Annotated in this window: 11 protein-coding genes; 3 read left to right on the top strand and 8 right to left on the bottom strand. The window is 61.8% G+C overall.

The features are described 5' to 3' along the window. The first annotated feature begins 190 nt into the window (after positions 1 to 190). Complete coding sequence (locus tag HCT51_RS02385) at positions 191 to 2263, top strand: acyltransferase family protein (protein WP_166879320.1); 2073 nt, start codon at positions 191 to 193, stop codon at positions 2261 to 2263. 42 nt (positions 2264 to 2305) lie between these two features. Further along, positions 2306 to 3604 (top strand): O-antigen ligase family protein, encoded by a 1299-nt coding sequence (locus tag HCT51_RS02380; RefSeq protein WP_224760624.1) that lies wholly within the window; start codon positions 2306 to 2308, stop codon positions 3602 to 3604. Positions 3605 to 3614: 10 nt separating this feature from the next. On the opposite strand, the gene HCT51_RS02375 is transcribed toward HCT51_RS02380, so the two are convergent. Further along, on the bottom strand, positions 3615 to 4913 hold the full coding sequence (locus tag HCT51_RS02375; RefSeq protein WP_166879324.1) for a hypothetical protein: 1299 nt from the start codon (positions 4911 to 4913) through the stop codon (positions 3615 to 3617). Then, positions 4913 to 6454, bottom strand: coding sequence for a glycosyltransferase (locus HCT51_RS02370; RefSeq protein WP_166879327.1), 1542 nt, complete (start codon positions 6452 to 6454; stop codon positions 4913 to 4915). Before HCT51_RS02370 ends, HCT51_RS02375 begins: the two co-directional genes overlap by 1 nt. Positions 6455 to 6587: 133 nt before the next feature. Between HCT51_RS02370 and HCT51_RS02365 the strand changes: the two genes are divergently transcribed. Further along, positions 6588 to 6767, top strand: coding sequence for a hypothetical protein (locus HCT51_RS02365; RefSeq protein ID WP_166879330.1), 180 nt, complete (start codon positions 6588 to 6590; stop codon positions 6765 to 6767). Here the strand turns inward: HCT51_RS02365 and HCT51_RS02360 are convergent. The 6 genes from HCT51_RS02360 to HCT51_RS02335 form a co-directional block, all read right to left on the bottom strand. Then, positions 6725 to 7711, bottom strand: coding sequence for a glycosyltransferase family 2 protein (locus HCT51_RS02360; protein WP_166879334.1), 987 nt, complete (start codon positions 7709 to 7711; stop codon positions 6725 to 6727). The genes HCT51_RS02365 and HCT51_RS02360 overlap by 43 nt on opposite strands. Next, positions 7708 to 9540, bottom strand: coding sequence for a cytochrome d ubiquinol oxidase subunit II (locus HCT51_RS02355; protein WP_166879338.1), 1833 nt, complete (start codon positions 9538 to 9540; stop codon positions 7708 to 7710). Before HCT51_RS02355 ends, HCT51_RS02360 begins: the two co-directional genes overlap by 4 nt. Continuing rightward, positions 9537 to 10760: a polysaccharide pyruvyl transferase family protein gene (locus HCT51_RS02350; protein WP_166879341.1), complete on the bottom strand. Its 1224-nt coding sequence runs from the start codon at positions 10758 to 10760 to the stop codon at positions 9537 to 9539. The genes HCT51_RS02355 and HCT51_RS02350 overlap by 4 nt, the downstream gene beginning before the upstream one ends. Next, positions 10760 to 11683 (bottom strand): lysylphosphatidylglycerol synthase domain-containing protein, encoded by a 924-nt coding sequence (locus HCT51_RS02345; protein WP_166879346.1) that lies wholly within the window; start codon positions 11681 to 11683, stop codon positions 10760 to 10762. The genes HCT51_RS02350 and HCT51_RS02345 overlap by 1 nt, the downstream gene beginning before the upstream one ends. Before the next feature lie 25 nt (positions 11684 to 11708). Continuing rightward, positions 11709 to 12785, bottom strand: coding sequence for a nitroreductase family protein (locus HCT51_RS02340; protein WP_224760623.1), 1077 nt, complete (start codon positions 12783 to 12785; stop codon positions 11709 to 11711). Positions 12786 to 12924: 139 nt separating this feature from the next. Continuing rightward, positions 12925 to 14124, bottom strand: coding sequence for an ABC transporter ATP-binding protein (locus HCT51_RS02335; protein ID WP_224760622.1), 1200 nt, complete (start codon positions 14122 to 14124; stop codon positions 12925 to 12927). Positions 14125 to 14186: the final 62 nt, after the last annotated feature.

The raw sequence follows: 14186 nt of genomic DNA, 5'->3' as shown, positions 1-14186 counted from the left end.
GCTCATCGATCCAGCGCAGCGCAATCCGCTCGGGCGTACCAGATTCGTGGGAGCAGGTGGGGTCATCCCTTCGTACGTTCCGGCAAGCGCATTCCGCGCCCTAAAATCGAGTAGGCCTCAAACGCTGCCGGGGCTGGGCGCCGTTGAGGATCCCGCGATCCAAGCCGACACAGGCAGGAAGGGTTCCGATTTGAAGGGCACACTGGCCTTCGCGCAAACGCGTCCGGCGATTCGACCGGAGCTCCAAGCTCTTCGCGCGCTGGCCGTTCTCGCTGTCATCCTCTTCCATCTGTGGCCCGAAACCTTCCCCGGCGGCTATGTGGGCGTTGACGTGTTCTTCGTGATATCCGGTTTCCTCATCACCGGCCACCTAATGCGAGAAGTCGACGCCACGGGCAGCGTCAACCTCGGTCGGTTCTGGGCACGACGGGTGCGACGTCTGCTCCCCGCAGCACTGCTCGTCCTCGCCGCAACACTCGTTGCCACGCTGCTGTTCCTGCCGCAAGCGACTTGGCAGCGAATCCTGGCGGAGATCGCAGCCGCCTCGACTTACATGCTGAATTGGGTGCTCGCCGCCAACGCCGTGGACTATTTTGCGGCTGAGAACGCTGCCAGCGCGGTTCAGCACTACTGGTCCCTGTCAGTCGAGGAACAGTTCTACCTCGTTTGGCCGTTGCTTCTGTTGGTCATGGTCGGCGCGGCGAAATGGCGCAAAAAGAGCCCTCGCACGCTATTCACAATCGCTGTGCTCGTGATCGGCGCACTGTCGCTCGGATACTCGATCTGGTATAGCTACGCTGCGCCGTCGGCCGCATATTTCTCCACTTTTACTCACGGTTGGGAGTTCGCGGCAGGCGCTTTCGTGGCGCTGAGGTGCCCAGTGCCGTCGGCAGGCAGAAATCGGGTGCGCGCGGTCTTGGTATGGGTGGGCATCGCGATCATCCTCGCCTGCTGCTTTCTCTTTACGGGCGCTACGGTCTTTCCCGGCTGGATCGCGATCATCCCGGTGTTTGCCGTGCTCCTCGTGCTCGTCGCAGGGAACACGCCCGGCACACGCGTGCTGTCATTGCGCCCCGTTCAAGCCCTTGGAGATCTGTCGTACTCGGCCTACCTATGGCATTGGCCGCTCATAGTTGTCGCCCCATTCGTCCTGGGCGGTGAGCTTCAACTCGCGGATCAGTTCGCTTTACTTGCGATCACTTTGGTGCTTGCGTGGATGACGAAGCGTTTTGTCGAGGATCCCGCTCGGACGTCGGGCGCCTTTGCGGTAAAGCGGCGGCGGGCATTCGCATTTGCGATCGCTGGAGCACTTGTCATTCTTGCGGGCAGCGCGGTTCCCTGGGCCATCGTGAACGAGCGCACTGCCGCTGCGGTCGCACAGGCCGACGGCGTTGCACAGCGTGCATTATCAGCGGAGGAAAGGTGTTTCGGAGCCGCAGCGGCGCTCTCTGGAGCGGTGTGCGCGTCCTTGCACACGCTGGACGAGGACCTGGCTTTCGCAACGCAGCCCGTCGCAGCAAACGACGCCACTCTTAGTCTCGGGGGCACCCTCACTGCGTCCGAGTACGGCGCCCCCGACGCGGAAATAACCATCGCCCTGATTGGGGACTCCCATGCCGCCCATTACATCCCCGCAGTTGCCGAGATTGCGGACGAGAACAATTGGCGAGTCCTGCTTCTGAAGCAGAACAATTGTTCGCCATCGACCGCAACATGGTCGTCAACCTGGCCGAGTGACATGGCGGACGGCTGCCAACAGTGGCGCAAGGACTTGCATGACTACCTTCCGGGCAACGACGAGATCGACGTCATCGTCACCTCCTCTGTCGCGCCACGATATGGCCGAACCGAAACCACTGAGGTGCAAACGCAGGCCGCGAACGCTTTCACCGAGATGTGGGCGGCCTGGATCGAGGGCGGCAAGAGCGTGGTGGTGATTGCAGACGTGCCCGGCCCCGGCGAAGAGGTCGGGGAAGCGCGCGAATGCATTGAAGCACACCCCGGGGTGGTGGATCCTTGCACCGCGCCACGAAGCGTTGTGCTCGAGCGCGACGCAATGGTCGTGGCCGCCACCTCCGACCCAAAAGACGGTCTGTCTTTGGTCGATCTCACTGACGCCTATTGTGACGAGGACACATGCCACACGGTTGTCGGAGGCTTGATCGTCTACGGCGGCGGCGCTCACATTTCGAGGCTGTTTGCGTTGAGTCTCATCCCGTACTTGCAACCGGCAATCGGACAGGCCGTCGGTCTTGATCAATGACCTGGCCCACCACGCAGGCGCACAGGCGCTACCGTTGACCCGATGAACCGTCGACCCGCGATCCGCGACGCCATGCAGTCGTTCTTCGGTTCGGCGCGTCTAGCGTCCGCTTTGGCGACGGCGTCCATCGGGCTCGGCATCCTCGCGTTCTCGCTGCACCGCACGATCGGGTGGGCCGGGCTGATCAGCATGCTTGCCACTCTTGTGGTGTTTGCGCTGGCATCGCTCACCGCCCGCAAGGACTCAGTCGAATGGACCACGGGCGTACTGCCCATCTCCCTGCTCATCTTCCTGGGCTGGACCGCCGTCTCGGTGGTGTGGAGCCAATACCAGTGGGCCACCGTCGGCTCCATCGCTTACCTTTTCGGCTTCACGCTGCTCGGCGTCTACGTGGCGCTGGTGCGCGACACCATCCAGATCATCCGGGCGTTCGGTGACGTGCTGCGGTTCGTGCTCGCAATCTCGCTCGGGCTCGAGCTCTTCTCCGGGTTGCTCATCGACGCCCCGATCAGGTTCCTCGGCATCGCTGGCAACCTGGATCAGCTCGGCCCGATCCAGGGAATCGTCGGCAACCGCAATGAGCTCGGCCTGCTCGCAATCATCGGCGGCATCAGCTTCATCATGGAATGGCGCACCAAGTCGGTTCGTCCGGGCCTCGCCATCGGCTCGCTCTTCGCCGCCGGCATCACCGTGCTGCTCACCCGCTCACCGGTTGCGTTCGGCACCGCGTTCGTCGCGGCCGTCGCCATGCTGGTGCTGTACGGCATCCGCCGGCTGCCCCCCGAACGCCGCACGTTCTGGCAGTACGCGGTGCCCGTTGCCGTGATGCTGGTGGCGGCGCTGCTCTGGCTGGCACGCAGCCCAGTGATCAACGCGCTGAACGCAGGCGGCGAACTCACCTTCCGGCTGAGGTTGTGGCAGCAGCTGTGGTCGCTCATCCCGCTGCACCCGGTCGAAGGCTGGGGCTGGATCGGACAGTGGCAGACGGATGTCCCGCCCTATCTCCTCTTCGACGCGACGAATCCACGCAGCCTCAGCTCAGCCTCGAACGCCTACCTCGACGTCTGGTTCCAGCTCGGCTTCGTCGGCCTTGTCGCGTTCCTGCTGCTCGTCGGACTCGCATTCTTCCGCTCCTGGCTGCTCGCGATGCACCAGCGCAGCGTCATCTTCACCTGGCCGGCCGTGGTGCTCTCCGCCCTGCTGACCGCGTCACTCGCGGAAAGCAGCATCCTGATCGAGTTCGGCTGGGTCACCTTTGTGATCTGCTGTGTGAAGGCGTCGCAGAACCTCAGCTGGCGTAAGGCCTTCGAGCGCCCTTTGGAGCCTGACCCGTTCGCGTAGTTGCGGGCGGTTAGACGCGGGCGGTCCAGCCAACTGACGCAAAGAACTCCCGCGCATAGGCATCTGCGGCGCGGTACTGATCGGTCGTCGCGGTAGACACAACGAGTGCCTCCCCGAGTACGTCCGCCAATGCGCTGACGAGTTCTTCGACGCTGTGAGGTTCAACAATCGTGACCGGCACAGTCTCCGCCAGTTCAGCGGCAAAGCCTGAGCGCGCAGCGACGACGGGAACGCCCGCTTCCGCAGCGCCGGCCAGCAACGCGCTGTGCGTGAGGTAAGGGGCCATTACGACGACAGCGTCCGGGCGCCGCAGCAAGTCCTGCGGGTCGTTCGCTTCTACGAAGCGCACGTCCACCATCCGCCCCTCGCTGGACAGCAGGTCGGCGGCGCTGACTACCGTTGGATAATCACCGAATGCAGCATTCTCACCAAGTGCCCACACCAGAGGCCGAGTGGGGCCCCACGAGCACGGCTGTTTGGGCGCCGCGATCACCGACACCTCTGGGCCTTGCACGCCGAGGCCCTCGAGCATCAGCTTCCAACCCGCATATTCACGCGCGGCAGTCTGGGAAACCGCGACTACGCGATCCATCGTTCTGACGGCCGCAAGGTGCCAGTTGTACCGGCGAGCGCCGTCTTCGTCGCTGGGGCTCGGGAAGCTGTCGATCGCTACCAAAGGTCCGAGCCCGTACCCGACGCTTGTGGTGCTGTTGCCAGAGTGAGCGGCCAGACTCATCAGGCGAGCGGCTCGGTCTGGCTCGTCGCACAGATCGGGAAGCACATAGTGGCAGTGCCGGGGTATGAGCGCGTAGTGCCGCTGGGCGACACCGTGTGTCATCGGCATCAGCGCGGTGAGGTCGGACGACCACACAGCGTGCTGTCCACCGGCTATGACGACCGCACGCGACAATGCGTCGACGATCGCGCGACTGTCGCCAAATGTGTGCCCCGCTGATGTGAAGTGGGTGTCAACGATCGTCTCGTGCTCAACGACCAGGGGATGTCGCGCCCACTGCTCGGCGGTCAGTTCCCGCAGTTCCGCGATCACGCTCTCGACCGCGGCGTTCTCATCGTTGCTTCGCATGCTCCGGCTGACCTCGAGCACCACGGCCGATTCCGGGAACACCGTCGTGAGCGTCGCGATGACGAACCAAATGTCGCTTAGCTCGCGAGAGCGCAGCAGGCGAGCGATCTCCTCCTCGAGCGAGTCCGCCCCCGCGAGATCGACGTTGAGCGCCAAAGCGGCTGCCGAGATGCGGGCGCGAAGGGTTCGCTCGTATCGAACGGTACGGTGATCGGCAATTCTCATCACCGCTCGCCTTCCGGGAGAGCGAGGCCCGACCACAGTTCGCGCGCATAGTCGGTCCAGGAACGCACGGGTGCCGCTGTCGCCTCTTCTACGAGACCTGCGTATAGCTCGTTATCTGTGAGTAGCGCGTGCATTGCCTGATAAAGATCCTCATCGTCTCGCGGATCCACCAGAAGCGCTCCACCGCGCTGTGCAATCTGCTTGGTGCTTCCATAGTTACTGGTGACAACCGGCTTCCGCAGCGCGATTGACTCTGCCACCGGCAGCCCATAGCCCTCGTGAAGCGAAGGGAATACGGTGAATCGGCACTGCGCGTAGGCGTCCCAGATCTCAAGGTCGCTCACTTGGCGCTTGGTTACGATCCTTCGGCCCTTCCGCTGCAGATCGCTCACCTGTTTGTCGAATGCGGTGCCCCAACCGTGTCCACCGAGGAACCACATTTCGAAGTCAAGCCCGCGCGCCCACATCCGTTCGGCCGCATACAGCACTGCCAGGTGGTTCTTTCGGGGCTCATGGCTTCCGACGGAGAGGATCACGGGGCGTTGCCGGCTCGCTCGCCGCCGGGGCGTGTCGGTGGGTGCGTCCGCTGGCAGCTCGCATTCGATCACGTCGGCAACCTGTACGCCGTGTGCCGCTGTCGCTTCGAGGAAACCCCGGAACTCTTGCGCTGCTGCGACGCTGATGCCTGCGATCACGTCAACCCGGCGCATGACCTGCAAATAGTTCATGAAGTCAAGGCCACCCGGGCGGGGCATCAGGTCGGGGCTGACAAGAGGAATGCAGTCGTATCCGATGGCCGACAGCGAGTTTGCCGAGAACTCGGCTAGCGATTCGAGCCGCAGGCTCTGCGGCTTACTGGTCACTTCGACCAACACCAACCGGCTCGCCCACGGAATAACGAACGTGGATGGGCCCACAGCGCGAGACGCGATCTTCGGAGACGAAGTCTTCGTCTGAGCGCCTGTGCGGGTGCCCCACCGCAAGACGCGATCTTCTTCCTCCGATTCCAGTCGCTGCATCCGGTGGGCGCCGTCGGACCACCGAAGGAGAGTGACGCCGTGCTCGCGTGCCCAAATGGGGACAGTCTCACGCACGACCCGCTGGATGCCCGTCTGTCGGTCTGAGACCGCGCAGTTTGTCACGTCGAGCACAACTGACTCGTTAAGGATCTCTACTCGCGCCAACGGCAGGCCGTCTGCGCGACAGGTTTCAGCAGTGGTTGCGAGTAGCCAGGTATAAAACTCACCCTCGCTGACTCTCGCAAGCGCGCTGATGGCCTCTCGCATTGACTTGGAGTTGGGTACCACTGTGCTGAGCGCTGAGAGGAGCAGCCAGAGCACGCTCTTCGTTTGCCCGGTGCGCGCTAGCGCTATGACGCGGACCAGCTGTTCAGCGGCGCGCTCGTCGGGTGCACCGGGAAGCGAAGACATGGTGTGGCTGAAGAACAACACCTCGTATACCGCCGAAATACGCGCATGCAGCGCTCGCTTCGCCTGTTCTACGTGGTCCAAATTCGAAGGCACCGGCGAATCAGGGGTCACGCCGCGAACCACCTCTCAAGATTCTCAATGGTTTTGTGATTCGCCATGACTTGGTGTGGCGAATTTGAGTGACGAGATCACGCGTTGCTTCTAGTTCGGCACGAAGCTCGGCCGCGACGACATACTGCGCCCAGTGGTCGAGCTGCTGGAGGCGAACCGTCGCAAGCTCAGCGGCAAGCTGCTCTTTCTCGACGCGGAGCGCCTCAACCTCGTCCTTGAGGGCGGAATCGCCCTCAAGGCGAGACTCGCGGAGGTGCTCAGTAACGTCGCTCATGCTCCAGGTGCCTCTGTCATCGTGCGCGAAGAACTGTGATCTCCGTAGAGAATCCTGCGCGTCGCTTCAAGATTCTCCTCCAACAGTATGCGATTTGTCTTCATCAACTCGGCAATGACGCCCAAGGCGAACGAAAGCAGAGCACCGACCAAGAACGCGACGCCGAGGATCAGAGATTGGATATGGTCGCCCGCATCGGTGCCCAGTGTCACCAGCAAGAAGAGGTAGCGGATGAAAGGAATCAACGCTCCGACCAGCATGACGCTGCCGAGAGCTGCGAACAGCACGAATGGTTTGAACATCAAGTAACTACGCGAAATGGCCTCGGCCGATCGGAGCACGTGCTGCCACGGAGAGCGGAAGAGTCGGGACTCTCGGGTCTTGGCGTTGGTCTCGACAGGGATGCTGGCGATTTTCAGCCGTTTGTGGCCAGCCTGAATGATCGTTTCCATCGTGTAACTGAACTCGGTCAGTACGTTCAGCCGGAAGAGCGAATGGCGCGAGTACGCCCGGAATCCGCTCGCCGCGTCTGGCAGATCGGTGCTCGCCGCCACATTGACGACCCCGCTTCCGAACTTCTGCAGCGCCTTCTTTGACGGTGAGAAGTGCGCTATTGTCTGCGTCTGACGGTCACCGATGACGATATCTGCGTCGCCTCTGATGATCGGCTGCACCAAGTCGGAGATGCGATCCTGCGGGTACTGGTTATCACCGTCGGTGTTGACGACGATGTCTGCGCCATGGCTGAGCGCGTAGTCGACTCCATCCGCGAAGGAGCGAGCCAGACCCATCGTGCGCACGTGGCGGATGATGTGATTTACTCCGAACTGTCGCGCGACCTCCGACGTGCGATCGGTCGAGCCGTCATCAATCACGACGATTTCGAGCTCATCGACACCGGGAATGGATCGCGGAATGGATGCGAGCACGCTCGGCAGAGTTGCCTCTTCGTTCAGACACGGAATCTGGATGATTACCTTCACGGTTGCGTCTCCCCCACTACGGCGGCCAATAACCGGCCCTGGCTTGCTAGTTCATCCTGCAGAACCCCCGGCAGGACCCACAGCACATTGTCGAACATTCCTCCGTCGATCGCGACGCGCCGAGCACCGAGCTCGTCGGCTAGTGCCCAATTGAACCGGGAAATCACCAATTCAGTGGGAGGAGACTGCTCCGTGCTATTGAAGGTAATGATGGGTTCAGGGCTGGTCCAGAACTGGTACATATTCGCGCTGACGGTGTCTCCGCCCCCCTCCGCGCCGGACGCGCCTGCCTTGTCAAAAGAAATGAGCTGCGCGGGATACTCATTCACGACGTGTCGCAGTGTGAAGGACTTGTACCACGGCGCGGTGTATTCGTTCATTGTCTTCTGGTCCGCCACGACAGACGTGACAAGGAGCGTGACGAGCGTCGCAACCAGTAGCCATTTTGCACGCCGCCGGAGCAGGAGAACCGCCGCAACGCCAAGGAGTCCTGCCGCTGAAGCTGTGAGCCATGGCGCGATAGTGGCCGCCGTCACATTGGGCCAGTCCCAATGAAGCAACCCGGAAACGCTCACCGGCACCCACCAAATGGACTGCGCATTACCCATACGGTCCGAGACGACCAACAGGATAGCCACGAGGAAGACGAAAACTGCTGCGACCGAGAGACTGGCTGCGGTGAAAGCCGATCGACGGCTTTGTCCCTTGAAGAGAGCTATCAACGCGAGAGCTACCACCACGCTGAACAAGGGATCCAGATATCGCCCATACGTGTACAGGTCGAGGCGGCCGAGGACGTTGGGCAAAGCCCCGCCGATCCAGATGACGCTGATCGCTAGAACACCAATGGCGGCGATCGACGTCACGGTGTTGGCGCCGATGCTGCGACGGCGCAATTCCTCCGCCGTGCCCACTACAAGGACAAGAACGCCGATCGTGACCAGCCCGTACAACGAGACGGTTGCGTACCACGCCTGGCCGCTGGCCGCCGTGAGCAGGTCTACCGGGTGCGTCGTGAACAATCTATTGAGCCCCCTACCCTCGCGGGTAACCGAACTCGAATGCAGGACAGATAACACGTACCTGAAAAGCAGGTAACCAGGAATTGCGGTCACGGTGAGAGCTGCAAGACCGGCCAGGCTCGGCATGAGCGACCTGCGAATTCGGAATGCGAACCAGACGGCAGTGACAACCAGGAAGGGAGCCATGCGCATGTGGGTGACAAAAATGCTGCCGGCGACAAGACCGAGCAAACACGCGTTCAACACCGATGCGCGTGCGGCGAACCGAATGGACTGGAGCACGAACAGCACCACGAGGACTGCGAGGAAATTCTCGGCGAAAGCGAAGTTCGACATCATCACGCGCGAAGGCGCAACGGAGACGATCGCTCCGATCACGAGCGCCCACGGATAGGCAACGCTCAGCTGCCGCGCGAGCAGCGCGACCGGAACGACCATGAAGATGCCGAAGAATGCGGAGAGCGCCACTGCGCCGAGATATACGCTCTGCGGGTCGCCAAAGATCCACCAGAACGGGACGAGGAGCAGCGACCACCCGACGTAGTAGCCAAGGCCACTGAGGGAAGGTGCATCGCCGATCCCGGAGAGCACCTGGGCATTGGCGATATACCCGATCTCGTCTTGCGCGTAGATTGGCGCCGACGACCCAATGGCCGCAATGACGTGTACTGCGATGGCCGCCGCCACCGCCAACACACTGAGAACACTCCCGGTCATCGCCGGAAGCCGCAACCGCTTGCCTGCCCGCTCGTCAGAGGGCTTCGCCGACTGGCCGACGCCAGTTGTGATTACTGCATGATCGGTCATGCCCCGAGCGCCCCGACGATGAGGTCCGCCTGCTCCGCAGCGTCACGCTTGACACCCGGCAATCGCAACTTCAACTGAGCCGCCACTTCCTCTTGGCGGGATTCGAGTTCCGCGAAACGTTCCCTCAGGTAGTCCTGCTCGAAGCGGTCATATCCGAAGGCCCATTCCTGGGCGTCGAACATGGCGAGCACTTCCTCGTACTTGTGGCTCCAGCCCACAACGAGCACGGGAACTGCCATCGCGAGCGCCGACACCATCGCGTGAAAACGGCTTGCGACGAACAAATCGCATCGCCCGATGATGTATCGCAACTCCTGCGACGACAGCTCCCGGTCGATGAGCAGCACGTCCTCGGAGGACGACGTCAGGCGATCCCGGATTTCCAGGCACAGCGGCAGGTCGTTGTTGTGGGTGTCTGACGAGTCGCGCACGCTGTGCGGCAACAGAACCACCCGATGGCCGGTGGCGACGAGATGGTCGACGAACGAGGCCATCTCACCGGCGTAATCACGACCGCCTGCGTCGATCTTCTTGCGCACTACCACGCTCGGGGAAACTCCGACCACCGGGCGCCCCGCGAAAAACTCGTCGAGCACAAATGCACTGACGCTGTCCTTTTCGTTGCCATCGAGCTCGAGAGCGAATGCATAGTCCGCGCCCGCAACCAGATTTGTCAGGCCGAGCGACTCGGCGTGCCCATGGGTGATCGCCCCGCGAGTCACCAGGGTGTGCACGCGAGGCAGGAACATCTTGGCGAAGAACCGGTTCACGGGGCTTCGGAACGGGCCGACCGCTTGCGCACACTTGAATACCGGGGTGCCCACCATGAGCGCCGGCAGGATGGACGCGATGTTGTAGAGCAGGAACTTCTCGCGGCCATCGGTGAACGTGATGCCGCCCTGATCGAGCAAGACATCCGAATCGACCAGCGCACGGATCGCCTTCGACTTCGATCGGATGACCGGGCGCAGCGGCGGGAGAATCCGGTACGCGAGAGCGAGCAGATTGATCGTCACGCCGAGTTGCTTCGGGCTGGCAGGCACGATGGTCATTGACTCATACCGATTCAGCCGGGAGTCCTCGTTGGGGTACATGCTGAAGAGAGTGAAGCGCGCATCAGGGCGTCGCTCGGAGATCGTTGCAATTGCGCTCTCGAGCATCGCCGACGCCCCTTTGTTGCCGGACAATGCCGACCCGATGATGCTGACCTGAGTCGCCATTACTGTTCCAGTTTCTTCTGAGTCAAGCGAATTCCTCCGTATGCGAGCGCCACCAGCGCATCCGCGACCGTGCTGTAAAGCCGCGCCAGCAGGGCGATCACGATCGCTTGGGCGAGTGGCATGTAACTGGCGGCAATCGCAACGACGACCGCTTCTCGCACGCCAAGCCCGCTCGGTACGAACACAGCCAGGATGCCGACGGCACCACCAAGCGTGTATGCCGCTGCAAGCGGAAGCCAGAGGTCGCTCGTCAGCTCCACGACGGAAGCGGCAACCAGGAGGAAACCCATGCCGTTGATAATCCGTGGCACAAGATAACCGAGCTGGATTGCCAGCGTTCTGCTCGAACCCAGGAAGTACGAGTCGTCGATGTCGCGCTTCATGAACCGGCGCGTCAACATCGTCATCCCGCCGGCAAAAAGTCTGCGGTTCGTAGTAGCGAGCAACGGGATAATCGCCAACAGCGGCACCGCGACCAGCATCACATTCGACTCGAACGCCTGCGGTCCGAGCGCGAAGAAGACGATCACTGCGCCCGGAATCAAAGACGCCAGTTGAAGGAAGACGTTCTCGTAAACGAATCCGATCACAATTTGCGTCCGGCTGAGACTCCGGCGATGACCCCAGTCAACCTTGTTCACCAGAGACCCGATCTGGCCAGGAACGTACTTGAGCAGCCAGGACGAGCAGTGCACCGCGATCGCGTCAAGTGTCGAGACACGGATGCCGCCGCCACTGTTCACGATCAGGCCCCACAGCACACCGCTCACCAGCACAGCGACGGCGAACAACGCCACCGCGCCACCGACGTACGGGGTGAGCTGCAGTTCCAGGGCGCTGACTTCATTCCAGTTGGCGGCAAGAGCTGTCGCAAAGAACCATGCCACCGCAATAAGGACAACGACCGTCAGTACGCGCCGCATGAGCTTTTGTCGCGCGCGCGAGAACCTAGGCCAAGGCATTGAAAGAGCGCAGCGTGGATAACTGCTTCTTCTGGGAATACGCGACCATTCCGGTGCTGTCGGCGTAGCCGATCGCAATGAGCATCACGACTCGCTCGGTCGTGTCCAAGCCGAGGAGCTTCTGCATCTTGTTCTCAAGAGGCTCGAAATCTGGCCAGTTGATAACGCTAGTAGAGACGCCCAGCGTCTCCAGCGCGAGGAGGAACGACATCGCCGAGAGCGACGCATCCACGTAGACCGCGTGCCTGTCGCGGGGGCTAAAGTAGCTGTCGAGTTTGCCCACCACCACGGCAATAGTGGGGATGTTGTGGGCATAGCCCGCGGCGCCGAACGGGAGTCCGGCGACCTTCGCGACCATTTCGGCGTCGTCGAAGATGCGGTATTCGTACGGCAGGCGGTTGCAGGCGGTGGGTGCCTGTCTGGCCACCAACAGCGCCTTGTCGAGAACTTCACGCTCCACAGGGCGACCGTCAAACCAGCGAACCGAGCGTCGCCGTTGCGCCAGCGTGAGCATGTCGTCGTAGCCGACGGTGAGCTCAGGCAGCTGCGCGTGCGGGTACGGGTGGCGCGCGCCCGCCTCGGAGTCGAAGGCGAGCGCGTCGAAGCGCGCCCGGCACCGCTGGATGACGGGGCTCTGCTCGCCGACGGCGGCGAAGTACTCACGGAGTACGTCGCGTGCCCAGTAGACCTCGTCGGAGTCGGTGTGCTCCGGGTCCCTCCTGACTTGAGCGACCGCCACCTCGAAGAATTCCGTTGTCTCTTCGATGTAGTCGAGCGCGAACGACTCGCGGCGCGGTCGCATGAGGATGCCCTTTTCGAGCCGATGCACGTTGCGTCGAAGTTCCACGTGAGTGACGCGGCCCCGCTGCTTGTTCCGGTAGTAGTTACGTCGACCCCGGAAGACAGCTGTTTGCTCGCGACCGAACGTCAGGAAGGAGAAGAAGTAGAAGACATGAACGAGTGATGGAGTCCAACCGAGCGTCTCAAGGGTGACCCTGTTGATTGCCTCATAGGATTTTCGAATCCAGCCGATCGCCAGCAAGCGCTTAGCAAAGCGCTTCAATCGAACAAGCAAAACGACACTCCTGACACAACGGGGGCTTGCAAGTCGTCAGAAGGCGACCAAGGGTCAACTCTAACCTGCGAATGCTGCCGAGCAATATTTAGGTGAACTATGGTCAGTCTCGCGACCGATCGGGTAGCTATCCGATGGCGGTCGATACGGAGGCCTGGACAGGTGCGTCAACGAGGCCGACATTGCGGGTTCCCGTCCGCACGTTGAAGTGCCCCGCATGATCCGTGCGCGCCACTTCCCCGGCACCTCGGGTACCCACGGACGCGTGCACAATGTACTGGCCGTCACCCAGGTGCAGCTCGCCGAGGTCGAACTGCACGCGCGTCGGGCCAACGATTGACGCGATCGGCAGATCGAGCAGCTCGGTGTTCGTACCGAACACCACCTGACCCAGGGGCGTCTCGATCCCCATCCCCACGATGACGTCTGCGACTGGCTCAACCGAATCCACGACGACGCTGAACTGCAGCCGCTCACCTCGCCCCAACGCGGGCGCGGCAACCGGCTGGCCATCCAGCTCAAGGGAGGTGGCGGAGATCGACAGCTGCTCAAGGGGATGAGGAGCCTTCGCTTCCTCCTCTTGTCGCGCCTCTTCGAAGCCTTCGCGCAGAACCTTGATCGCCTCGCCGGGGTCTCCATCGAACATGACCGCACCGTGCTCAAGCACGACTGCCCGGTCGCAGATCTCACCTACCTGCGCCATCGAGTGCGTCACCAGGATGATCGTCTTGCCAGCCTGTTGGAAGGACTTGATCTTATCCATGCATTTGCGCTGGAAGGGCTCGTCACCAACCGCTAGAACCTCATCGACGATCAAGATGTCGGGATCGACGTGAACCGCTACTGAGAAAGCCAGACGCACGTACATGCCGGATGAATAGAACTTAACCTGAGTGTCGATGAACTGTTCGATTCCCGAGAACTCAATGATGTCGTCAAAATAGCGGTCTGTCTCTTTGCGGGACAGTCCGAGAATCGACGCATTCAGGTAGACGTTCTCTCGACCGGTCAAGTCAGGGTGGAATCCGGCCCCGAGCTCAAGCAACGCCGCGAGACGCCCACGGTGCTTGACCTCGCCGGTCGTGGGCTGAATAATTCCGCCGATCGTCTTCAGCAGGGTGCTCTTGCCTGAGCCATTCGGACCAATGAGGCCCACAGTGGTTCCCGCTTGAATGTTGAGGTTCACATCGCGGAGAGCATAGAAGTCCTCTTTGTGCTTGTTTGATCGCCCAAAATTGACGAGGCGCTCCTTGAGCGACTTCTCCTTCCGAATCACAAAACGCTTCGAGACGTCGCGCACTTGCACGACGACGGATGATTCGGTCAATTGGCTTCTCCGCTGGATAGTCCCGCGCTCAGGAAGGGCGCGGGAGACAACCCTAGAATAGT

The organism is Salinibacterium sp. ZJ450 (assembly GCF_011751885.2).
Lineage (GTDB): Bacteria > Actinomycetota > Actinomycetes > Actinomycetales > Microbacteriaceae > Ruicaihuangia.
This window is presented reverse-complemented; position numbering and strand designations above follow the sequence as displayed.

Bases quoted from the DNA above. Each gene is read 5' to 3' on its own strand.
- HCT51_RS02350 (WP_166879341.1), bottom strand. From the start codon at position 10,760: ATGGCGACTCAGGTCAGCATCATCGGGTCGGCATTGTCCGGCAACAAA.
- HCT51_RS02345 (WP_166879346.1), bottom strand. From the start codon at position 11,683: ATGCGGCGCGTACTGACGGTCGTTGTCCTTATTGCGGTGGCATGGTTC.
- HCT51_RS02380 (WP_224760624.1), top strand. From the start codon at position 2,306: ATGAACCGTCGACCCGCGATCCGCGACGCCATGCAGTCGTTCTTCGGT.
- HCT51_RS02375 (WP_166879324.1), bottom strand. From the start codon at position 4,913: ATGAGAATTGCCGATCACCGTACCGTTCGATACGAGCGAACCCTTCGC.
- HCT51_RS02355 (WP_166879338.1), bottom strand. From the start codon at position 9,540: ATGACCGATCATGCAGTAATCACAACTGGCGTCGGCCAGTCGGCGAAG.